21 protein-coding genes are annotated in these 21,995 nt (G+C 68.8%); 6 read left to right on the plus strand and 15 right to left on the minus strand.

Annotation, left to right across the window (positions count from 1 at the left end; all coding sequences use genetic code 11):
- Positions 1 to 97 precede the first annotated feature (97 nt).
- Complete coding sequence (locus AC1KAT_RS04585; RefSeq protein ID WP_480323245.1) at positions 98 to 3,289, plus strand: CHASE domain-containing protein; 3,192 nt, start codon at positions 98 to 100, stop codon at positions 3,287 to 3,289.
- Between the two features lie 46 nt (positions 3,290 to 3,335).
- Here the strand turns inward: AC1KAT_RS04585 and AC1KAT_RS04590 are convergent, their stop codons facing one another.
- Genes AC1KAT_RS04590 through AC1KAT_RS04620 form a run of 7 tightly spaced genes read right to left on the minus strand, consistent with a single transcriptional unit; the run spans position 3,336 to position 11,708 of the window.
- Positions 3,336 to 4,085 (minus strand): enoyl-CoA hydratase/isomerase family protein, encoded by a 750-nt coding sequence (locus AC1KAT_RS04590; protein ID WP_480324301.1) that lies wholly within the window; start codon positions 4,083 to 4,085, stop codon positions 3,336 to 3,338.
- A 20-nt stretch (positions 4,086 to 4,105) separates the two neighbouring features.
- Positions 4,106 to 4,924 carry an enoyl-CoA hydratase gene (locus tag AC1KAT_RS04595; protein WP_480323247.1) on the minus strand — a complete coding sequence of 273 codons (819 nt, stop codon included), beginning with the start codon at positions 4,922 to 4,924 and terminating at the stop codon, positions 4,106 to 4,108.
- Positions 4,921 to 6,117, minus strand: coding sequence for a CaiB/BaiF CoA transferase family protein (locus AC1KAT_RS04600; protein ID WP_480323249.1), 1,197 nt, complete (start codon positions 6,115 to 6,117; stop codon positions 4,921 to 4,923). Before AC1KAT_RS04600 ends, AC1KAT_RS04595 begins: the two co-directional genes overlap by 4 nt.
- Positions 6,118 to 6,159: 42 nt before the next feature.
- On the minus strand, positions 6,160 to 7,797 hold the full coding sequence (locus AC1KAT_RS04605) for a carboxylesterase/lipase family protein (protein WP_480323251.1): 1,638 nt from the start codon (positions 7,795 to 7,797) through the stop codon (positions 6,160 to 6,162).
- A gap of 41 nt (positions 7,798 to 7,838) precedes the next feature.
- Entirely contained in the window at positions 7,839 to 8,897 is a 1,059-nt protein-coding gene (locus tag AC1KAT_RS04610) for an ABC transporter ATP-binding protein (RefSeq protein WP_480323253.1), read from the minus strand.
- Between the two features lie 35 nt (positions 8,898 to 8,932).
- Positions 8,933 to 10,663, minus strand: a complete 1,731-nt coding sequence (locus AC1KAT_RS04615) for an ABC transporter permease (protein ID WP_480323255.1) — start codon at positions 10,661 to 10,663, stop codon at positions 8,933 to 8,935.
- Positions 10,647 to 11,708 carry an ABC transporter substrate-binding protein gene (locus tag AC1KAT_RS04620; RefSeq protein WP_480323257.1) on the minus strand — a complete coding sequence of 354 codons (1,062 nt, stop codon included), beginning with the start codon at positions 11,706 to 11,708 and terminating at the stop codon, positions 10,647 to 10,649. The genes AC1KAT_RS04615 and AC1KAT_RS04620 overlap by 17 nt, the downstream gene beginning before the upstream one ends.
- 162 nt (positions 11,709 to 11,870) lie before the next feature.
- On the opposite strand from AC1KAT_RS04620, the gene AC1KAT_RS04625 reads away from it, so the two are divergent.
- The 4 genes from AC1KAT_RS04625 to rpoH all read left to right on the plus strand — a co-directional run bounded on the left by AC1KAT_RS04625 (position 11,871) and on the right by rpoH (position 15,559).
- On the plus strand, positions 11,871 to 12,677 hold the full coding sequence (locus tag AC1KAT_RS04625) for a GntR family transcriptional regulator (protein WP_480323259.1): 807 nt from the start codon (positions 11,871 to 11,873) through the stop codon (positions 12,675 to 12,677).
- Between the two features lie 10 nt (positions 12,678 to 12,687).
- Positions 12,688 to 13,668 carry a quinone oxidoreductase family protein gene (locus tag AC1KAT_RS04630; protein WP_480323261.1) on the plus strand — a complete coding sequence of 327 codons (981 nt, stop codon included), beginning with the start codon at positions 12,688 to 12,690 and terminating at the stop codon, positions 13,666 to 13,668.
- A 25-nt stretch (positions 13,669 to 13,693) separates the two neighbouring features.
- Positions 13,694 to 14,446, plus strand: coding sequence for a glutathione S-transferase family protein (locus AC1KAT_RS04635; protein ID WP_480323263.1), 753 nt, complete (start codon positions 13,694 to 13,696; stop codon positions 14,444 to 14,446).
- A gap of 189 nt (positions 14,447 to 14,635) precedes the next feature.
- A complete protein-coding gene (rpoH, locus tag AC1KAT_RS04640) occupies positions 14,636 to 15,559 on the plus strand; it encodes an RNA polymerase sigma factor RpoH (RefSeq protein ID WP_480324303.1) in 924 nt (307 codons plus the stop codon).
- Between the two features lie 97 nt (positions 15,560 to 15,656).
- Here the strand turns inward: rpoH and AC1KAT_RS04645 are convergent, their stop codons facing one another.
- From AC1KAT_RS04645 to AC1KAT_RS04665, 5 genes are read right to left on the minus strand one after another with little or no spacing between them, the layout of a single operon-like run.
- Positions 15,657 to 16,259, minus strand: coding sequence for an SCO family protein (locus tag AC1KAT_RS04645; protein ID WP_480323265.1), 603 nt, complete (start codon positions 16,257 to 16,259; stop codon positions 15,657 to 15,659).
- Entirely contained in the window at positions 16,259 to 17,167 is a 909-nt protein-coding gene (gene cyoE / locus AC1KAT_RS04650) for a heme o synthase (RefSeq protein WP_480323267.1), read from the minus strand. Before cyoE ends, AC1KAT_RS04645 begins: the two co-directional genes overlap by 1 nt.
- A 38-nt stretch (positions 17,168 to 17,205) precedes the next feature.
- Complete coding sequence (locus AC1KAT_RS04655) at positions 17,206 to 18,357, minus strand: COX15/CtaA family protein (RefSeq protein WP_480323269.1); 1,152 nt, start codon at positions 18,355 to 18,357, stop codon at positions 17,206 to 17,208.
- A gap of 16 nt (positions 18,358 to 18,373) precedes the next feature.
- Entirely contained in the window at positions 18,374 to 19,081 is a 708-nt protein-coding gene (locus AC1KAT_RS04660) for an SCO family protein (RefSeq protein ID WP_480323271.1), read from the minus strand.
- Positions 19,035 to 19,784 (minus strand): SURF1 family protein, encoded by a 750-nt coding sequence (locus AC1KAT_RS04665; protein WP_480323273.1) that lies wholly within the window; start codon positions 19,782 to 19,784, stop codon positions 19,035 to 19,037. Before AC1KAT_RS04665 ends, AC1KAT_RS04660 begins: the two co-directional genes overlap by 47 nt.
- Positions 19,785 to 19,826: 42 nt before the next feature.
- On the opposite strand from AC1KAT_RS04665, the gene AC1KAT_RS04670 reads away from it, so the two are divergent.
- Positions 19,827 to 20,048, plus strand: coding sequence for a twin transmembrane helix small protein (locus tag AC1KAT_RS04670; protein WP_480323275.1), 222 nt, complete (start codon positions 19,827 to 19,829; stop codon positions 20,046 to 20,048).
- 114 nt (positions 20,049 to 20,162) lie between these two features.
- Here AC1KAT_RS04670 and AC1KAT_RS04675 read toward each other — a convergent pair whose 3' ends face one another.
- Genes AC1KAT_RS04675 through AC1KAT_RS04685 form a run of 3 tightly spaced genes read right to left on the minus strand, consistent with a single transcriptional unit; the run spans position 20,163 to position 21,987 of the window.
- Complete coding sequence (locus AC1KAT_RS04675) at positions 20,163 to 21,047, minus strand: cytochrome c oxidase subunit 3 (protein ID WP_480323277.1); 885 nt, start codon at positions 21,045 to 21,047, stop codon at positions 20,163 to 20,165.
- Positions 21,048 to 21,100: 53 nt separating this feature from the next.
- Positions 21,101 to 21,343, minus strand: a complete 243-nt coding sequence (locus tag AC1KAT_RS04680; RefSeq protein WP_480323279.1) for a DUF2970 domain-containing protein — start codon at positions 21,341 to 21,343, stop codon at positions 21,101 to 21,103.
- Positions 21,343 to 21,987, minus strand: a complete 645-nt coding sequence (locus AC1KAT_RS04685; RefSeq protein ID WP_480323281.1) for a cytochrome c oxidase assembly protein — start codon at positions 21,985 to 21,987, stop codon at positions 21,343 to 21,345. Before AC1KAT_RS04685 ends, AC1KAT_RS04680 begins: the two co-directional genes overlap by 1 nt.
- Positions 21,988 to 21,995: the final 8 nt, after the last annotated feature.

Below are 21,995 nucleotides of genomic sequence, written 5' to 3' on the forward strand. Positions count from 1 at the left end.
CCAGCGGTGGTAGGCTGCGGGGTTGGTGCTTGCTCTCGCAACGCGCCACGCGTGTTGTCAGAGAAAACCCTCAATGCACCACCGCAGCCCCCACTGAATGACGCCTGCGTCACAACGCCCCCCACCGCATTGGTTGCTGGCCTTTCTGGGCACAGTGGTCGCCTATGCCGTGATCGGTTGGGTGTCCCTGTGGCTGGCAATTCCCCCGGGCTACGCTTCTCCGCTCTACCCCTCGGCCGGCATCGCGCTCGCCAGCGTGCTGGTGTTCGGCTGGCGCATGCTGCCGGCGGTCGCGCTGGGCTCTTTCGCAGTCAACCTGATCCTCGGGGCCGACCGCGGCGTGATCGCCCTCTCGGCCCTGGTGCTGCCGGCCGTCATCGGCCTGGGCGCGATGGTGCAGGCTGGCGTCGGCGCGTGGCTGGTGAAGCGCTTCGTGTCGCAGCCGCTGCGCTTGAGTGAGCTGCGCGACATCCTCGTGTTCTTCGGATTGGGCGGGGCCGTGGCCTGCCTGGCCAACGCGACGCTGGCCGTCTTCGCCCTCGAACGCCTCGCCAGCCAGCCCGCCACCGAGATGCTGTTCACCTGGTGGACCTGGTGGGCCGGCGACACGCTGGGCGTCCTGATCGCAGCGCCCATCGCGCTGACCCTCGTCGGCCAGCCGCAAGAAGACTGGGTGCCCCGCCGCCGGTCCATCGGCCTGACCCTGGTGGTGGCGACGCTGCTGATGGCGCTGAGCATCAAGCAGGTCGCCCTGTGGGAAGAAGACCGCGTGCAAGCCACCTTCGAGCGCGACGCGGTGCACGCGTCCGCCACGCTCGCGGCACAGTTGCAAAGCCCGCTGCACGCGCTGCAAGCGGTGCACGGGGTGTTCGTGGCGTCCGTGCAGGTGTCGCAAGACGAGATGCGCCGCGCCAGCGCGACCTGGTTGCTGCCCGAGGGCTACCTCCAGGCCATCGGCTGGGCTGTGCTGCTGCCGCGCAGCGAGAAGCAGTCGTTCGAAGACAAGGTGCGGCGCGAAGATGCGCAACCGGGCTACCGCGTGTTCGACCGCGACACCCCAAACGGCCAGCCACCGCCGGACCCGATGGCGGTGGTGCGCTACATCGAACCGCGAGGCACCAACAGCGCCGCGCTGGGGGTCAACGCACGCTCGGTGCCGCAGGCGCGCGATGCCATCGACGCGGCGATTCGCACCGACCGGCCGGCGGCCAGCGCGGGCTTTCGCCTCACCCAAGAAACGGGTGATCAGACCGGCCTGGTGATCTACCACGCGGTCTATGAAGGTGCGCCTGCGACCGAGGCCGAACGGCGGGCCGCCGCGCGCGGGCTGGTCTTTGCCACGCTGCGCATGGAAGACGCCATGGCTGCCATGCACAGCAGCCTGCCGGCCTACTTGCGCGTGTGCCTGCTCGACACCGACCCCGGCGTCGAGCGGCGCCGCCTCGCCGGGCCGAAGGGCTGCGAAGACCAATCGCCCGAGCTGAGCCACACGCGACCACTGGCCTTCTCGGGCCGCCAGTGGGAGCTGCGCATCAGCGCCCAGCATGCCGACGTGCCCGACGCCCGCGAGCGCAATGCCCTGCCCTACTCGCTGGTCGCGTTGCTCGCCACGGCGATGCTCGGCGCCCTGCTGCTCAGTGTGACCGGCCGCACGCGCCGCATCGAGGTGGCGGTGAAAGAGCGCACCACCGCCTTGCAGCGCGAGATCGCCGAGCGCGAGCAGACCGAGGCCGACCTGCGCGAAAGCGAACAGCGCTTCCGCAACATCCTCAACAACGTGCCGATCGGCGTGGTCTACACCGACCTCAACGGCAACGTGAAACAGGTGAACCCGCGTTTTTGCCAGCTGACCGGCTACACGGCCGACGAGTTGAGCGGCATGAACGTCGCGACCCTGACCCACCCCGACGACCGCGAGAACGATGCGCCGCTGGCCGAGCAGTTGGTGCGCGACGAGATCCCGATGTACCGCCGCCAGGGCCGCTACCTCACGCGCGACGGGCGCATGGTGTGGGTGCAGTCGATCGTGACCCTGCTGCGCGACCTGCAGGGCCGCCCACGCCGCATCGTGGCCGTGGTCGAAGACATCACCGAGCACATGCGTCTGGCCGAGGCCGAGCGCGCGCGCGAGGTGGCCGAGGTCGCCAACCGCGCGAAGAGCGACTTCCTCTCGCGCATGAGCCACGAGTTGCGCACGCCGCTGAACGCGATGCTCGGCTTTGCACAGCTGCTCGAACTCGACCAGGCGCACCCGCTGCCCGAGTCGCAGCGCCCCTGGGTCACGCAGATTCAAAACGCCGGCTGGCATTTGCTCGACATGATCAACGACGTGCTCGACCTGTCGCGCATCGAGTCGGGCACGCTGAGCCTGCAGGCCGACGCGCTCGACCTGCGCGAGATCGTCGCTGCGACGCGCGCGATGGTCGAGCGCGACGCCCAGCGCCGCAACCTGACCCTCAGCCTCGAACTGCCCGACGACGTGCCGCGTGTCACGGGCGACGCCACGCGCGTGAAGCAGATCCTGACCAACCTGCTGAGCAACGCCGTCAAGTACAACGTGGACGGCGGCCGCATCCACATCGCCGCGCGCACGCTGCCGCGCGACATGGTCGAGATCACCGTCACCGACACCGGCCTGGGCATGACGGCGCACCAGCTCGCACAGCTCTTCCAGCCCTTCAACCGGCTGGGCCGCGAACGCTCGTCGATGGAAGGCACCGGCATCGGCCTGGTCATCAGCCAGCGCCTGGCCGAACTGATGGGCGGGGCGCTGCGCGCGCGCAGCACGGCCGGAGAGGGCTCGTCGTTCGTGCTCACGCTGCCGCGCGCCGAGAGCACCGATGCCGAAATCGAGCCCCCGCCACCGGCCGCGCCCGCAGGCAGCAACTACCACCAGCGCACGGTGCACTACGTCGAAGACAACGAGACCAACGTCGAGGTGATGCGCGGCATCCTCTCGCGACGGCCGCAGGTGCAGCTCGACGTGTCGTTGACGGGGCTGGACGGCCTCGCGCGCATCCGCCACCGGCGGCCCGATCTGATCCTGCTCGACATGCACCTGCCCGACATCGACGGCATGGAGCTGTTGCGCCACCTGAAGGCCGACCCGCGCACCGCCGGCATCCCGGTGGTGGTGGTGTCGGCCGACGCCCTGCCCGCGCAGATCGACATCGCCCTGCAAGCCGGCGCCGAGCAGTACCTCACCAAGCCGGTGAGCGTGAACCAGCTGCTCGCGGTGGTCGATGCCGTGCTCGAAGGCACCGACACCGGCATGCAGCCGCTGCAGTGACGGCCGAGGCGCCAGGCCGCAGCATCGCGCGCTTCGCCCGCAGCCGTCAGCGACCCTGAAAGCGCGGCACCCGCTTCTCGGACCAGGCCGTCACACCCTCGCGCAAGTCCTCTGACTTGGCGGCGGCCACGATGTCTTGCCGCAGCTCCTCCGGGTCGAGCGCCTGGCGGGCGATGCGGTTGAGGTGCTTCTTCATGCCCAGCAAGGGCAGCGGCGCCATGGCCTTCAGCGTGGTGGTCAGCCGCTCGACCGTCACCTGCATCGCGGTGAGGTCTTCGTCGAGGTCGGTCAGGAAACCCATCGCCTTCATCGCATCGGCGTCGATGCGTTCGGCGGTGAGAAACAGGCGCTTGGCGTGGTCGAGGCCCAGGCGGCTGACGTAGCGCTCCAGCCCGCGCCGGTAGAAGTGCAGGCCCAGGCGTGCCGCCGGCATGAACATGTCGATGCCCTGCACGCCGAGGCGAAAGTCGCAGGCCAGCGCGAGGTCGGTCGCGCCGCCGTACACCGGGCCTTGCAGCACGGCCATCGTCACGGGGCGTGCGTCTTCGACGGCGTTGACCACGTCTTCGAAGGGCACGTGGCGCGAGCCGCTCATGCGCGTGAGGTCGTAGCCGCTGCAGAAGTACTTGCCCTCGGCGCGCAGGCGCAGCACCAGCACCTCCGGCCGCGCGTTGACGGCGGCGATGTGGTCGAGCAGCAGGGCCAGGTCTTCGGGTTCCAGCCGGTTGGCCTGCGCCGGGCGCCGCAGCGTGATGTCGGCCACGGGGCCGTCGATCGAGAGGTCGGGGGGGGCCATCGTCATGGTGCGGTCACAGGTCAGCGCCCGCTGAAGCGGGGCGTGCGTTTTTCAAGAAAGGCGCGGCGGCCTTCGCGGTAGTCGTCGCTGTCGAAGCAGCGGTCCACCAGGCGGTCGATGTCGGCGCGGTCGGCGCTCAGCGAGTAGCGCTCGAAGGCCTGCACCGCCGCCTTGGCGGCATGCACGGTCAGCGGGGCGTTGGCCGCGATGCGCTGGGCGTAGTCGTGCACCTGCTGGCGCAGTTGCTCGCCGTCGGCACACACGGTGTTGACGAGGCCCAGGCGCAGCGCTTCGGCCGCGTCGAGAAGGCGGGCGCTGAACAGCAGGTCTTTGGCGGCGGAAGGCCCGACGAGGCGAGCAAGCGCGGCCACACCGGCGTACTCGTAGCCCAGGCCCAGCTTGGCCGCCGGGATGCCGAACTGCGAGCCGGCCGTCGCAAAGCGCACGTCGGCCGACAGCGCCAGCGCGAGCCCACCGCCGATGCAATGGCCTTCGATCATCGCGATCAGCGGCTTGCTCAGGCGCGCCAGGCCCTTCTGCCCACGGCCGGCGATCTGCGCGTAGGCCTCTTTCTGCTGCGCATTCGCGCGCACCTTTTCGAACTCGGAGATGTCGGCCCCGGCGGCGAACGAACGCCCGCCCGCGCCGCTCATCACCACGACGCGCACCTCGGGGTCGGCCTCGAAGGCGTGGGCGGCGTCGCCAAGGGCCTGCCACATCTCCAGCGACACGGCGTTGCGCCGCTCGGGGTGGTTGAACGTGAGCCAGCCCACGCCCTCGCGCACCTCGGCGAGCACCTTCTCGGTGACGAGCGCGATGGGGCGGCCTGACCGACTCATGCCACCGCCCCTTCGGCGCGCAGCGCCGCGATGGCCGCGTCGTCGTAGCCCAGCTCGCGCAGCAGTTCGTCGGTCTGCTCGCCGGGGTCGGGCCCGGCGTGGTGAAAGCGCTCGGGGTGCGGAAACTTCGACAAATTGATCGGCGAGCGGATCAGCTGCAACTCGCCCAGCAGCGGGTGCGTGGCCGGGCGCGTCATGCGCAGGTGCTTGACCTGCGGGTCTTCGAAGGCCTGGCCGATGTTGAAGATGGGCCCACAGGGCACGCCGGCCTTGTTGAGCCGCTCCACCAGGTCGGCCATGTCGAACTGCTCGGTCACGGCGTTGATGTCGGCGTCGATCTGCTCGCGGTGCTGCTGGCGCGAAGCCACGCTTGCGTACTCGGGTTTGGCCAGCAGCGCCTGAGCGCCCAGCGCCTCGCAGAAGCCGTTCCACATGCGCGAGGTGGCCGGCGCGATGTTGACGTGGCCGTCGCGCGCGCGGTAGGTGCCCATGGGCACGATGGTCGGGTGCCCGTTGCCCTGCTGTTCAGACACGACGCCATCGACCGTGTAGCGCGAGGCCTGGAAGTCGAGCTTGTTCAGCATGCCCTCGATCAGCGAGGTGTGCACCCATTGGCCTTCGCCGGTGTGCGCCCGGTGCAGCAGCGCGAGCAAGATGCCCTGGCCGAGAAACATGCCGGCCGTGGTGTCAGAGATCGCGATGCCCGTGCGCACCGGGCCGCCGCCGGGCGCGCCCGTCACCGAACTGAGGCCGCTCATGCCTTGCACGATCTGGTCGACGCCGGGGCGGTCGCTGTAGGGGCCGTCCTGCCCGAAGCCCGAGATGCTGGCGAGCACGATGCCCGGGTTGATCTGCCGGAGCTGTTCGTAGTCGAGGCCGAGGCGCGTCTTCACGTCGGCCCGAAAGTTCTCGACCACGACGTCGCTGCGTTCGATCAACTGCCGCAGCAGCTTCGCGCCGTGCGCCGACTTGAGGTCGAGGCACAGGCTGCGCTTGTTGCGGTGCAGGTTCTGTTCGTCGGACCCGCGCCGGCGCCCCGTCACCGACCCCGGGTCGCGCGGGGGCGGCGGGTCGATGCGCGTGACCTCGGCGCCCCAATCGGACAGCAGCCGCACGGCCGCCGGCCCCGCGCGGGCCACGGTGAGGTCGAGCACCTTGTAGCGGGACAGGGGCAGCGTGGTGTCGTGGGTCATGGGCGTGGACATGCTCGAAAGCCGATCAATGGGGGGCCGCGCTCAACGGGTCATCCAGTACTCGCGGAAGGCCTGGCGCGGGTCGTCTTGGGCGCGGGTGCGCGAGGCGTCGCCATCGAACACCAGCGTCGTGCGCTTCGCCTCGGTGTAGGGCGCCCAGGCCGGCGTGCGCGCGTTGTTGGGGTCACCGGTCGCGGCGAAGGCGACCCAGGCGCTCGCCAGTTGGTCGGCCAGGCCGAGTTGCAGTTCGCTCGGGCCGTTGAGGCCGTGGCGGATGTCGTGCAGGCTCGGGCCGATGTCCACCCCGTGCGTTGCGCCCATGCGGCCGCCGAAGGCCGGGCTGGGGGTCTTCCAGAGGTAGGTCCACACCGGCGCACTGCCGGGCAAGGCCGCCTTGCGGTCGGCCTGCAAATGGGCGCCGAGGCGAAAGCTGCTGTCGGTGTCGAGGCGCGCCTGCAGCAGAAACGGCGTGGCCTGCGGGTCTTCGGCGCGGTACATGGCGACGAGTTGCTTCGCGTCCAGTCCCTTGCGGCCGGCGATCTTGTCTTCGGCGAACTTCAGCAGGCCGGCGTCGTCGAGCTTGAAGTTGGCCTGGCGGTACGAGCGCTCGTCGAGCACGGTGCTGACGATCATCGGCACCTGGGCCGACACGCCGGGCGCGTCGGGGTCGAAGGGGTGGCGTGGCAGGGCGATGCCATCGACCGTGGGCGAGAACGCACGCGGCGCCTCGCCCTTTTGCCGGTCCACGCCCTCGAACACCATCTGCAAGGCCAGCAGTTGCTGCATCGGCAGCGTGTGCAGGCGGTCGAGCGAGGTCTTGTCGATGCCCAGCATCATCAAGAACTTGTCGGCGATGTCGGCCGACATCTCGGGCGGCATCATCTTCAGGCCCGAACCGCTCATCACGCCCGCGCGCTGGTACAGCCCCTGCGCCGAGGGCATCGCCATCAGCGTGCCGGCCTTCAGGCCACCGCCCGACTGACCGAACACCAGCACGCGGTTCGGGTCGCCGCCGAAGGCCTCGACGTTGTCGCGCACCCATTTGAGTGCGGCCACGATGTCGAGCATGCCCACCGCGCCCGACTGCGCGTAGCGCTCGCCGCCCACGCCCGCGAGGTTGAGAAAGCCGAACGAGCCGAGGCGGTGGTTCAGCGTGATGACGACCGCGTCGCCGAAGCGCGCAAGCATCTCGCCATCGAACTGCGGCGAGTTGCCCGAGCCCGCGTAGAAGCCGCCGCCGTGCAGGTGCACGAGCACCGGGCGCTTGGCGCTCTTGCTGGGCGAGGGGGTCCAGAGGTTGATGACGAGGCAGTCTTCGCCCATGCCGCCGGGCTGCAGGTCGTAGGCGATCAGGTCGGCGTACGCGTGGCGGCGGTCGGTCGGCATCTGCGGCGCGTAGTTGCCATAGGCGGTGGCGTCGCGCACGCCGGCCCACTTGGCCACGGGCTGCGGCGGCATGAAGCGGTTGGCGCCGCCGGTGTCGGCGCCGTAGCGCAGGCCCTTGAAGACGTGCACGCCGCCCGACTTGAGGCCACGCACCTGACCATCGGCGGTTTCGACGGTCGAGAAGATGGGGTCGTCGGTCATGGCATGCGTCCGGTTCGACATCAACAGGCCGGTCGTGGCCGCGGCCGAGAGCATCCAGTGGCGGCGCGAGAGGCCGTGTGCGCGTGCTTGCATGGGGGTTCTTTCAGGTCTCACGTGTTGTTCTTTCTTCTGCTTCAACTCACCACCGCCACGCCGCTCGGGTCGATCGACAGCACCGACTCGTGGCCCACCTCGAACACGTGGTTGGGCGCGGCGTGCACCTTCAGCGCATCGCCGCCGTTGAGCGGGCGCACAAGGTAGTCCCAGTACTCGCCGAGGTAGGTGCGGGCGACCACCGACACCGGGCCCATCGCCACCGAACCGTTCGCAGGCGCGCCGAGCGTCAGCGATTGCGGGCGCACCGAGACCTGCGCCTGGCGGGTCTCGTTGTTTGCATCGGGCAGCGGCACCGCACCCGGCAGGCCGGCCAGCGTGATCTGCCCGGCGCGCAACTCGCCGGTGATCAGGTTGGTCTGCCCGATGAAGCCGGCGACGAAGGGCGTCTTCGGCCGGTTGTAGAGGTTCCACGGCGTGTCGATCTGCTCCAGCCGACCGAGGTTGAGCACGGCGATGCGGTCCGAAATCGTCATCGCTTCCGACTGGTCGTGCGTGACGTACACGGTGGTGAACTTGAACTCGTCGTGCAGGCGGCGGATCTCGCTCGCCATCTCTTCGCGCAGGTTGGCGTCGAGGTTCGACAGCGGCTCGTCGAGCAGCAGCACCTCGGGCCGCACGACCATCGCGCGGGCCAGCGCCACGCGCTGCTGCTGGCCGCCCGACAGCTCGGCCGGGTAGCGCTGCGCGAGCGCGCCGAGCTTCACCACATCGAGCATTTCTTGGACGCGGCGCTTCAGCTCGTCGGCCGGCGTGCGGCGCACGTTGAGGCCGAAGGCGACGTTCTCGAACACCGTCATGTTCGGCCAGATCGCGTAGCTCTGGAAGATCATCGACATGCCGCGGTGCTCGGGCGGCACGGTGCGCTTCGCGCCCGAGATCTCGGTGCCGTCGATGGCGATGCGGCCGGCACTCAGCTCGATGAAGCCCGCGATCATGCGCAGCGTGGTCGTCTTGCCGCAGCCCGAAGGCCCGAGCAGCGTGACCAGTTCGCCCTTGGCGAGCGACAGGCTCAAGTCTTCGACGACTTTGACGGCGCCGTAGGCCTTGTGGACGTGGTGGAGGGTGAGTTTCGACATGGAAGCCTCTTTGCCAAGCTGTTGACCACCCGAGGTCATGCGCGACGCAGCATGAAATCTCGCCCCGCGATGCGCATGCCGGCGGCCACCACCAGCGTGGTGATGACGACCAGCACCACGCCCATCGCCGCCAGCGTCTCGTAGTTGCCCTGCTCGCTCAGGTCGAGCGTCAGCACCGACACCACGCGCGACTGCGGGCCGGTCAAAAAGACCGCCGTGGACAGCTCTTTGGTGCAGATCACGAAGACCAGGATGAACACGCCCGCGAGCGTCTTCTTCAGCAGCGGGAACACCACCTTCGCCAGCACCGTGAGCCGGCCGCCGCCCAGCACGCGCACGGCCTCTTCGAGCTCGGGGTTGAGCGATCGCACCGAGGCGCCGAGCGCCGTCACCGCGATTGGCAGGAAGCGCGTGGTGAAGGCCACCACGATCAGCGCGCCCAGCCCGTACAGCGAGAACGGCGGCCCGGCGTACGCGGCGTAGAGGCCGATGGCGAGGATCAACCCCGGCACCGCCACCGGCGCCAGCGCCAGAAACTGCACCACGCCCGGAAACGGCGTGATGCGCCGCTGCACCGCATAGGCCACGCACAGCCCGGCGCCCACGCACACCAGCGCGGTCGCGCCCGAGTACAGCACCGTGTTGATCAGCGCCGAGCGCACCGTGACCTGCTGGAAGAAGATGTCGTGGTAGTTGGCGAGCGTGAGGTTGCCGCTCGCGATGCCCCGGCCCCAGGCCTTCGACACCGAAGCCAGCAGCAGGATGACCAGCGGCATCAGCACCGCCATCAGCGCCACCAGGCCGGCGTAGGCCATCAGCGGCCACTTCCACAGGCCGATGTCGAAGGGCCGGCGCTCGCCGCCCTTGCCCGACACCGAGACGAAGCCCTTGCGCGACAGCAGCCGGCGCTGCAGCAAGAGCAGCACGACCGTGAGCAGCAGGATGGGCATCGCGAACGCCGCCGCCGCGTTGATGCGCAACGGGTACTCGAAGAAGGTCGCGATCTGCGTGGTGGCGAGGTTGATGCCGGCCGGAATGGCGATCAGCGCCGGCGTGCCGTACAGCGCCACCGATTCGAGAAAGATCAGGATCGCCGCGCCCAGGATGGACGGCAGCACCAGCGGCAGCGTCACGCGCGTCAGCGTGCGCAGCTTGCCGGCACCGTGGATGGCGGCCGCGTCTTCGAGCTCGGTCGAGACGAGGTCGAGCGCCGACTTGGTGAACACGTACACCAACGGAAAGGTGTACAGCGCGATCACGAAGGCCAGGCCCCAGAAGCTGAAGATGTTGAGCGGGCCGCGCTCGCCACCGAAGAGCTCGACCCACAGTCGGTTGAGCCAGCCGGCGTTGGGCCCGGCCAGAAGAATCCACGCGATGGCGCCCAAAAAGTTGGGCATCACGAAGGCCGCCAGCACGCTCAGGTGCGTGAGTTGGCGCCCGGGCATGTTGGTGCGCGACACGGCCAACGCCAGCGGCACGCCCAGCAGCAGCGCGATGCCCGTGACGGCGCCGCCCAGCATCAGCGAATTGAGCATCGCCTGCACATGGCGGCTGCGGCCGAAGGCGGCCGCGTAGTGGCGCAGCGTGAGGCCGCCGTCGCTGGCGGCCACGCTGTCCCAGATCAGCCGCAGGATCGGGTTGGCCACCAGAAAGGCCAGCAGCACGATCAGCACGCCGAACAGCCACAGCGCCGGGTCGGCCCAGCGGCTGGGCATGCGGGCGCGCACGGCGGGAGCCGCCAGCGCGGCGTCAGACGCCGAAAGCATCGCGCCAGAGATCGACGACGTCGGGCAGGCCCTCGACCACCTCGGGCGCCGAGGCGCGCAGCAGCTTGGGCGCGTCGTCGAGCCCCAGCACGCCCGGGCGCGGCTTGGCGCCGGCGCGCTTGGGGATGCCGAAGCGCTCGTACGAGAGCTTGTCCACCTCTTCGCTGCCGATCAGGAATTCCATGAACAGCTTGGCGGCGTTGGGGTGCGGCGCGTTGGCCATGATGGCCGAGGGCGAGGTCATCAGCACCAGCCCTTCTTTCGGCGCGACCACGCCCAGCGGGTTGCCCTTGGCCGCCCCCATCGCGGCCAGATTGATCGGCCCGGCGGCGATCAGGCGCTCGCCCGAGGTCAGCGTGGTCACCGTGTCGATGATCGAGCGGCCCACCTGCGGCTTGTTGTCGGCCAGCTTCTTGAACCAGCCGGCGCCGTAGAGGTTTTTCATCTCGATGGCCCAGGCACCGACGAAGCCGCTGAAGCCCGGGTGGCCGACCGACGCGAGGCCGCGCCACTTGGGGTCGGTGAGGTCGTTCCAGCTCTTGGGCGCGTCTTCGGGCTTGACCTTGGTGGTGTTGTAGATGAGCCCGACCATCGAGACGCTGGCGACGTGGAAGTAGCCCTCGGGGTCGAGGTTCTGCAGCCGCTTGTCCATCTGCGCGGCGGCACCCGGCGTGTGCCTGAGCAGCAGCTTGCGCTGCTTGAGGTCGAGGTAGTGCGCGAGGTCGGTCGAAGAGAACACGTCGCAGTTGGCGGTCTTGGCCTGCAGGTCCTGGTTGAGGCGCTGGAAGGCGACCTGCGCGGTCGTGCGCACCACGTTCACCTTCACGCCGGGGTAGCGGGCCGTGAAGGTGCGCGCCAGGTTTTCGGCGTCTTCGGACGGCAGGTACACGATGTACCAGGTGAGCTCGCCCTCTTTGCGCGCCGCCGCGTGCAAGGCGTCGAGCGCGGCCGGGGTGGCCTGGGCCTGCACGGCGGCCCACGGGGCCATCGCGGCGGCGCCGGTTGCAGCGGCCACGGCGGTGAACTGGCGTCTGTCGAGTCGCATCGGTGAATCCTTTCAGCGAGAACCGCCAGTCCGGGGCGGAGGCGTCTTTTTCAGTGTACGTAGCAGCCTCATAAAAATACATTCAGTGTTTCTACGCATTCTTATGGTCACTTTGCGTACACACCCGTGCATAGAATTCGGCCAGCCCCAGGAGCCCCGCCCATGCCCCCCTCCTCCCCTTCTTCACGCGTCAACCTGAGCGACAAGATCCGCGCCGCGCTCGAAGCCGAGATCGTCTCGGGCCAGCTCACGGCCGGCTCGCGCATCGACGAACAGGCGCTGATGGAACGCTTCGAGGTGTCGCGCACACCGGCGCGTGAAGCGCTGCTGCAGCTGATCTCGGCGGGGCTCGTCACCACGGTGCCACGGCACGGTGCGGTGGTGGCCACGCTGTCGGTGGCCGAGTACGTGGCGATGCTTGAAATCCTCACCGAACTCGAAGGCCTGGCCGCCCGACTGGCCGCGCGGCGCATGCCGGCCGCCCAGCGGCGCCTGCTGCAAGAGGCCGACCAGGCCTGCCGCGAAGCCGCCGCGAAAGACGACGCCGAGGCCTACGGCCGCGCGAACTGGCGCTTCCACGCGATCATTTACGACGGCAGCCTCAACGAGGTGCTGGCCAAGCAGTTGCGCGCCATGCGCCTGCGCATGCGCCACCCGCAGCGCACGCTGTTCGACCGGCCCGGGCGCATCCGCAATTCACTCGCCGAGCACGAGGTGGTGCTGAAGGCCATCTTGAACGGCGACGAAGACGCGGCCTACCGCGGCATGACGGGCCACATCAGCAGCGGCGGCAATGTGTACGCCGACGCCATCGCCAGCATGCCGTTCAGCGCGCCCATCGCGTCGCCCATCGCGTCGCCCATCACGTCGCCCATCGCGTCGCCGATCGCCACGCCCGAAGTCGCGGCAGAGGCACGGGCCGCCACCCGGCGCGCGGCGCGGCGCAAGCCCACGGCCAAGGCCGGCTGAGGGGGCCGCCATGCAGACGACCGCCATCCACATCCACCGCCACGGCGGGCCCGAAGTGCTCGAAGTGACCTCGGTCGAGGTCGGCGAGCCCGGCCCGGGCGAGGTGCGCATCCGACAGTCGGCCATCGGCCTTAACTTCGCCGACATCTACCAGCGCCGCGGCAGCCACGGGCCGCACGCGGCGACGGTGTTTCCCGCCACGCTGGGCGCGCAGGGTGCGGGCGTGATCGACGCGGTGGGCGACGGTGTGCGCGGCCTGCAGGTCGGGCAAGCGGTCGCGTATTTCTACCCGGGCGCCTACCAGGCCGTGCGCCGCGTGCCGGCCTCGCGCGTGGTGACCTTGCCCGAAGGCTTCAGCGAAGACGTGGCCGGCGCGACGATGCTGCGCGGCCTGACCGCCGAATACCTCCTGCACCGGCTGTACGCGGTGCAGCCCGGCGACGCGGTGCTGGTGCACGCGGCGGCGGGCGGCATGGGGGTGATCCTCTCGCAATGGGCGCGCGCACTGGGCGCCACGGTGATCGGCACGGTGGGCTCCGAGGCCAAGAAAGAAGTGGCGCTCGCCCACGGCTGCCACCACGTGATCGACTACCGCCGCGAAGACTTCGCCGCGCGCACGCTCGAACTGACGGGCCAGCAAGGCGTGGCCGTCGTCTACGACGCGGTCGGCAAAGACGTCTTCCTGCCCTCGCTCGACTGCCTGCGGCCGATGGGCCTCGCCATCAACTACGGCACGGCCTCGGGCGACGTCGAGGCCTTCGACCTGCAGCGCCTGCACGCCAAATCGCTGAGCGTGTGCCGGCCCACGCTGCGCACCTTCATCAGCGACCCGAAAGACTTGCAGCGCGGCGCGGCGAAGCTGTTCGAGGCCGTGCGGCAAGGCCAGGTGCGGCTGGAAGTGACGCGCCGCTATGCACTGGCCGACGTGCGGCGCGCGCACGAAGACATCGAATCGCGCGCCACGGTCGGCGCGGCGGTGCTGGTGCCCTGATCCCCGGTTTTCGAAAGGCAGAACGATGAAGCTGTTCCACGGCTGGTTGTCCAGCGCGTCGCGCCGAGTGCGCCTGTGCCTCGCCGAGAAAGGGATCGCCTACGAAAGCGTGCCCATCGACATGGGCAAGCAAGAGCACCACTCGCCCGCCTACCTGGCGATGAATCCCAATGGCCAGGTGCCCGCGCTGCGACTGGCCGATGGCCGCTCGCTGTACGAAAGCTCGACGATCTGCGAGTACCTCGACGAGATCCAGCCCGAGCCGCCGTTGCGCCCCGCCGACCCGTACGCGCGCGCCGTGATGCGCAACTTCGTGCGATTCACCGACGAGAAATCGCTGCCGCACCTGCTGATCCTGAACTGGAGCATCGCGCTGCAGCCCGGCGCCACGAAGTGGAGCGACGACGAGCTGAAAGCCAAGCTCGCCGCCGTGCCCACGCCCGAGCGCCGCGAGGCCTGGGAGCGCATCGCGCGCCGGCCTTACACCGACGAAGAGAAGGCTACGGCGCTGGCCAAGCTGCTGAAGCTGATCCCGCAGATGGGTCAGCTGTTCGACGAGTTCGGCGCGCCCTGGTTGCTGGGCGACTACTCGCTGGCCGACATCGCGGCCGTGCCCTTCATCGCGCGCATCGCCGAACTGGCGCCCGAGGCCATTCCCGCCTCGCCGCGGGTCCACGACTGGTGGCAACGCGTGCAGGCGCGGCCCGCCTACTCGCTGGCCCGGATCGAGCGTTTTGATGCGGTTCTTGACGCACGCAGACGGCCATCCACTGGCTGAGTCGCATCACGCAGATCATGCCAACTCGCATTAATCAAGAAAGCCTGCGCTCACATTCAAATTTCTTGAGGCAGGTGAAATCCTGGCCTGAAAAAACTCCAAACTTCACGTTTCCATCGCTTAGCACTCCTCCCCATCGAGTGCTAATATTTGTGGAACTTGAGGAGGGCATCCGTGTCTCAGATCGCCATGAACCTGTCCACCCACACCGCTGTTGCAGTCCGTGACCCCTGGGCCCTGGTGCCGTCGCTCGGCAACCTGGACGCGTACATCTCGGCCGTCAACCGCATCCCGCTGCTCACGCTGGAAGAAGAGCAAGGCTTTGCGCGCCGGCTGCGTGAAAGCGGCGATGTCGAAGCTGCCGGAAAGCTGGTGCTCTCGCACCTGCGTCTGGTGGTGTCGATCGCCCGCCAGTACCTCGGCTATGGCCTGCCGCACGGCGACCTGATCCAGGAAGGCAACGTCGGCCTGATGAAGGCCGTGAAGCGCTTCGACCCGGCGCAAGGCGTGCGCCTCGTCAGCTATGCCATGCACTGGATCAAGGCCGAGATCCACGAATACATCCTGCGCAACTGGCGCATGGTGAAGGTCGCCACGACCAAGGCACAGCGCAAGCTGTTCTTCAACCTGCGCTCGATGAAGCAGAGCCTGAAGGAAGACGCTGCCGAGAACGACACGCACCGCACCACGCTGACGCAGGGCGAGGTCGATTCGGTCGCCCGCACGCTGAACGTCAAGCGCGAAGAAGTGCTTGAGATGGAGACCCGCCTGTCGGGCGGCGACGTGGCCCTCGAGCCGACCCAAGACGATGGCGAAGAGAGCTACGCGCCCATCGCCTACCTGGCCGACGACAGCCACGAGCCGACGCGCGTGCTCGAATCGCAGCGCCGTGACTGGCTGGCTGGCGACGGCATCACGCAGGCGCTCGACGTGCTCGACCCGCGCAGCCGGCGCATCGTCGAAGAGCGCTGGCTCAAGGTGAACGACGACAGCTCGGGCGGCATGACGCTGCACGAACTGGCGGCCGAGTACGGCGTCAGCGCCGAACGCATCCGCCAGATCGAGGTGGCGGCGATGAAGAAGATGCGCAAGGCGCTGGCCGAGCCGGCCTGAGCGACGGCACCCACCCGCCCCAAACGACAACGGCCCCGCGAGGGGCCGTTGGTCTTTGTGCGACGCCGTGACGTGCCGCCGCCGGGTCAGGCACGGTTCAAAGCAGCGCCTTCAGGTCGGCCGTCAGGGCCGGCACGCCCATGTTGTGGCGCGTGAAAAGCCGCAGTTGCCCGTTTGCGTCGAACACGTACGAGCCGGTCGTGTGGTTGACGGTGTAACTGCCGGGGGTCTTGCCCTCGACCTTCTCGAAGAAGACCTTGAAGTCTTTCGCCAGCGCGGTGGTCTGCTCGGGCGTGCCGCGCAGCGCGACGAAGCTGGGGTCGAAGCTGGCGGTGTAGGTCTTCAGGATGTCGGCGGTGTCGCGCGCCGGGTCCACCGTGATGAAGACGCCCTGCACGCGCTCGCCGTCGGCCCCGAGGGCCTTCTTGGCGGCGGCCAGTTCGGCCATCGCGGTCGGGCACACGTCGGGGCACTGCGTGAAGCCGAAGAAGATCACCGTGACCTTGCCCTTGAAGTCGGCCAGCGTGCGGGTCTTGCCGTCCACGTCGGGCAGCGCGAGCGTGCTGCCGTAGGTGGCCCCGGTGATGTCGGTGCTGTTGAAGGCGGGCGACTTGGCCGCAGGCGGCGAGATCTTGTCGCAAGCCGCGACGAGCACGAGCCCGGCAGAGGCCATCGACAGCAGGGTTCGGCGAAGCAGCATCACAGTGGCACCAGCAGGTAGTGGTCCACCAGCAGCGCGGCAAACAGCAGCGACAGGTGGAGGATGGAAAAGCGGAAGGTCTTGCGCGCCAGCGCGTCGGAGTACGAGCGCCACAGCTTCCACGCATAAGCGATGAAACCCAGTCCCAGCAGCACGGCCGAGACGAGGTAGATGAGGCCGCTCATGCCATAGAGCACCGGCAGCAGCGTGGCCGCGAACAGCACGAAGGTGTAGAGCAGCACGTGCAGCCGCGTCAGGTCGGACCCGTGCGTGACCGGCAGCATCGGCAGGCCCGACTTGCGGTAGTCCTCGGTGCGGTACAGCGCGAGCGCCCAGAAGTGCGGTGGCGTCCACAGAAAGATGATCAGGCACAGCATCAGCGCCTCGGGACCGACCTCACCGCGCAGCGCGGCCCAGCCCAGCACCGGCGGCATGGCGCCCGAGGCACCACCGATGACGATGTTTTGCGGCGTCATCGGCTTGAGGATCACGGTGTAGACCACCGCGTAGCCGACGAAGGTGGCAAAGGTGAGCCACATCGTCAGCGGGTTGACCCAGAAGTACAGCAGCGCGCTGCCGATGCCGCACAGCACGGCCGAGAACAGCAGCGTCTGCGTGTTGGTCAGCTCGCCTTTGGCCGTGGGCCGCCAGGCGGTGCGGGCCATCTTGGCATCGATGCGTTGCTCGACCAGGCAGTTGAAGGCCGCAGCAGCCCCGGCCACCAGCCAGATGCCCGCCGTGGCCGCCAGCGCGACCGGCCAGTCGGGCAGGCCGGGCACCGCGAGCAGCATGCCGATCACGGCGCAGAAGACGATCAACTGCACCACGCGGGGTTTGGTCAGCGCGTAGAACTGCCGCACGCGCGACGGTGGCGCAATCGCCAACGCAGGCGCGGGGGAGGTGGACATCGAATCAGCCATGAAGAACCCGGACGAAGGGTCGGATTTTAGGAGGCGGCCCTCGCCGCAAGCGCGCCGGCGAGATCGGCACTGCGGCCGGGTGCGGATTGCGCACGTGTCAGCACCACCGCCAGCAAGGTGACCAGCGCGGCCGCGCCGCCGGTGTGGGCCAGTGCGGCAGCGATCGGCCAGCCGAGCACGACATTGCCCAGCCCGCTGAGCAACTGCCACAGCGCCACGCCGGCGAGCGCCCAGCCGAAGCGGCGCGCGCCCGCGTCGCCCGAGGCCACCAGACGCCACGCCAGCAACGCCAGCGCCGAGAGCACCACGTAGGCCATCAGCCGGTGCGTGTAGTGGATGGCGACCAGCGCGGCGAACGGAAGGTAGCCGCCGCCCTTGCCTTCACCCAGTTCGCGCAGGATGGCGAAGCCGTGCTCGAAGTCCATCGCCGGCCACCACGTGCCCTGACAGGTCGGAAAGTCGGTGCAAGCCAGCACCGCGTAGTTCGTGCTGACCCAGCCGCCGAGGGCAACCTGGACCACGCTCAGCGCCATCACCACCCACGCGGCGCGGTGCAGGCCGCGCCCCATCGCCAGGGCCTGGGCATGGCGGGCCTGGCTCTGCACCGCGAGCAGCACCAGCAGGCCCAGCCCGCCCAGCAGGTGCAGCGTGACGATGGCCGGGTAGAGCTTCATGGTGACCGTGAGCGCACCGAACGCGCCTTGCATGCACACCCACACGAAGGTCGCCGTGGCCCACCAGGGCGACAGCGCCGCGACGCGCCGGCGGGCATAGAGCCAGCTCAGGGCCATCAACACCGTGATGAGCACGCCCACGCCGGTCGCGAAGTAGCGGTGCAGCATCTCGACCCAGGCTTTGCCGTGCGTGACGGGGCCGGTAGGCATCGCGCTCTGCGCGGCGTGGATCTCGGCCTGCGCGCCCAGCGGGCTGGCGCTGCCGTAGCAGCCGGGCCAGTCGGGGCAACCCAGGCCCGAATCGGTGAGCCGCGTGAAGGCGCCGAAGAGCACCAGGTCGAAGGTCAGAAACAGCGTCAGCAAGGTCAGCGCGCGCAAGCGCGACGCGGGCGAGGCCTCGCGGTGGCGCACCCACACCCAGGCCAGGGGGCCGAGCGCGATGACCGCGCCCAGCAAGGCCAGGCGCAGCGCGGGTGACAGGTCGTAGAGCGGGGTGGCGTCCATGGCTCGATGGGCGCGCTCAGCGGCCCGGGGTGTCCCACGAGGCCGACGCGCGCAGCAGCTTTTCGAGGTCGCGCTTCAGGCGAGCGGGCTCGGGGCTGGGCAGCACGCGCATCATCCAGTTGCCCATGGGATCGACGATGTACATGTGAGCTTCGAGCGCCTGGCCCTCGGCCGGCTGCAACCACGCGGCCAGCGCCTCGCGCGGCGCGCGCAGCACGGTGGCGTTCGCGCCTTCGCCGGGCTGGATGGCGCCCAGAACCTCGGGCCGCACCGGTTGCGCGTCGGTGACGAGCCAGACCTTGTCGAGGCGCTCTTTCTCGCGGCCCAGCGTCTCGCGCAGCTGGCGTTGCAGATAGAGCAGCTTCTCGCACTGCGCGTCGCACGCGCCACCGGCCACGACGACGAGCAGCCATTGCTTGTGCAACGCGTCGGGCGGGACCGCCACGCCCTGCAGGTCGGTGAGCGGCAACGTGGCGGGGATTGGCCGCTGCGGCGTGACCAGCGTGCTGTAGTTGGTGCGCCCCTCGGGACGGATCACGAAGTAGGTGAAATACGACGCGATCACCGGCGCCGCGCACACGAGCAGCACGAGCGCCATCTTCAGCCGGCCGCTGACGGTGCGGCGCGCCTCGGGCAGCACGGGCGCGGGCATGCCATGCACCGTGAAGCTCACGGCCTCAGGGCTTGTGTTTTCGCTGGGGGCGGACGAGTTGGAACCAGACATACAAACCTGCAACGAGCGCACTGAGCGCGAACCACTGGAACGCGTAGCCGTAGTGCTTGTGGACATCGACCGCCGGCGGCGGCCATTGGCGCAAGAGCCCGTCTTGCGCGGTGGGGGGCGAATCGGCCTGCTGCAGCGAGAACGGCCGCAGGGCGAGGCCCGTCTCGCGGGCGAAATCGGCGAGGTCGAGATTTTGCCGGATCGGCCCGCTCGCCGACGGTCCGGCGAAGTCGTACAGGCGCGCCGGTGCGGCCGCCAATCGGCCCACGACCTCGACGGGGCCAGCGGGTGTGGGCACAGCCGGCACGAGCTGGCGGTCCATCAGGTCACGTGGGGCCCAGCCGCGTTGCACCAGCACCGCGTCGCCCGTGCCCACGAGCTTCAGCGGCGTGACGACAAAGAAACCCGCGCGGCCGTTCATCTGGCGGTTGTCGAGAAACACCGTGGCCGCCGGCACCCATTCGCCTTGCAGGCGTGCGGGCCGGTGGTGCTGGTCGGCCGCCGTTTCGGCCGTGAGGGGCAGCTCGCTCGACGCCAGGGCCGGCAACGCACCGCGTGCATCGAGCTGCGCTTGCAGCGCTTCTTTCTGCGCGGCGCGGCTGAGTTGCCATACACCCAGGCGCGCGGTTAGCACGGCCATCGCCAGCGCGGCGATCAGCACGAGCCAGCGCGAGCGGGGCAGGCGCGGTGCGTTCGTCACCATGCGCGAGCCTGCCCCGAGAAGCGAGTGGAATAATCCCGCCGCATGAAAGCTTTGATGGTGGCAGCCCTGGTGCTGATCGTCGGTGCGCTCGTCGCGGCCGGTGTGTTCATGATGCGCGACGGGCAGAACGGCGAGCCCAAGACCAAGCGCATGGCCCGCGCGCTGGCGCTGCGGGTCGGGCTCTCGGTGGCGCTGTTCCTGGTCATCTTGCTGAGCTACTGGATGGGGTGGATTCAACCGACGGGCATTCCGGCGGGCCGCTGACCGGCCTAACGGCATCTCAGAGATGCCACCAACGAAAAGAGCGCCCTGCGGCGCTCTTTTTCGTTTGGCGCGAAGCGGCGGGTCAGACCGCCCCCGCCCGGGCCAGGTTCACGATCAGAACCAGTAGACGATGATGTACAGGCCGAGCCAGACCACGTCCACGAAGTGCCAGTACCAGGCTGCACCTTCGAAGCCGAAGTGGCGCTCCGGGGTGAAGTGCCCCTTCTGCAGGCGCAGCGTGATGAACAGCAGCATCAGCATGCCGACGAACACGTGGAAGCCGTGGAAGCCGGTCAGCATGAAGAAGGTCGAACCGTAGATGCCCGAGTCGAGGCGCAGGTTCAGGTCGGTGTAGGCATGGAAGTACTCGTAGCCCTGCACGACCAGGAAGGTCATGCCCAGCAGCACGGTGGCCCACATCCAGACGATGGTCTTGGCGCGTTGGCCGGCGATCAGCGCGTGGTGCGCGATGGTCAGCGTGACGCCCGAGGTCAACAGCAAGGCGGTGTTGATCGTCGGCAGCGGCCACGGGCCCATGGTCGTGAAGGGCTCGACGATGCCGGCCGGCGACGCCGTGGCACCGGCCACCGCGCTCGGCCACAGGGCCTTGAAGTCGGGCCACAGCAGCGCGTTTTCGAGGCTGCCCAGCGAAGGCACCGACGCCAGGCGCGCCCAGAACAGCGCACCGAAGAAGGCGCCGAAGAACATCACCTCGGAGAAGATGAACCAGCTCATGCTCCAGCGGTACGACACGTCGATGCGGTCGCTGTACATGCCGCCTTCGCTTTCGCGGATGGCGTCACCGAACCACTGCTTCAGCACGAAGGCCCACCACAGCAGGCCGAACAGCACGACATAGGCCGCCCAGCCCTGGCCGTTGACCCACTGGCCCGCGCCGAAGATCACGAACAGCAAGCCCACGGCCGCCATGAACGGGTGCCGCGAAGGCCCCGGGACGAAGTAGTAAGGCGTTTGCCCCTTGTGCGTCGCTGCCGACATGTTTTCTCCTACGAGGTCTGACTCTTCTAAAAACTCTTGGACCGGCGCGGCGCTCAGGCCGCCACGCCGCTTGAAATCACCCAGCGCACCAGCAGCACCAGCGCCAGCACGAACAGCACGCCGCCCAGCACCCCGGCGACGATGACGTGCACCGGATTCAGCCGGTTCACGTCGTCTTGGTGGTCGCGCGACTTGCGCACGCCAAAGAACGACCAGAACACCGCACGCAGCGTCTGCAGGAACGAACCCTTGCGACGCACCGCGTCGCGCAAGCCGCCGTCGGGTTGCTCGGCCATCACGAACGGGGCTCCGCCGTCGAAACCGCAGCCGACTTGCCGGTCGGTGCGGCCGGCACCTTGCCGCCCACTTCGAAGAAGGTGTACGACAAGGTGATGGTCTTCACGTCGCGCGGCAGCTTGGGGTCGATCACGAACACCACCGGCCACTTCTTCGTCTCGCCCGGCTTCAGCGTGTATTCGTTGAAGCAGAAGCAATCGAGCTTGTTGAAGTGCGGCATCGCCTGCTGCGGGGCATAGCTCGGGATCGCCTGCGCGGCCATCGTGCGGTTCTGCACGTTGCGGAACTCGTAGACCACGGTGGCCAGCTCGCCCGGGTGCACGTCGATCGAGGCGCGCTCGGGCTTGAAGTCCCAGGGGCCGCGCGAGTTGGCGTCGAACTCGACCGTGATCGTGCGCGAGCTGTCCACCTGCGTGTTGACCTTCTGGCCGGTCTTGGGCGAGACCGGCGAGGCGAAGCCCTGCGTCACCCGCTCGGACACCGACAGCACGTTGATGCCCAGCGCGTCGCAAATGGCGCGGTACATCGGCACCAGCGCGTAGCCGAAGCCGAACATCGCCAGCACGATGACCATCAGCTTGCCGACCATGCGCGCGTTGTCGCTGCGCATTTGGGCATCGCGTTGAGGCTCGGGCGCTGACATGGTCGGGG

Source organism: Piscinibacter sp. PDB5-1 (genome assembly GCF_056676035.1).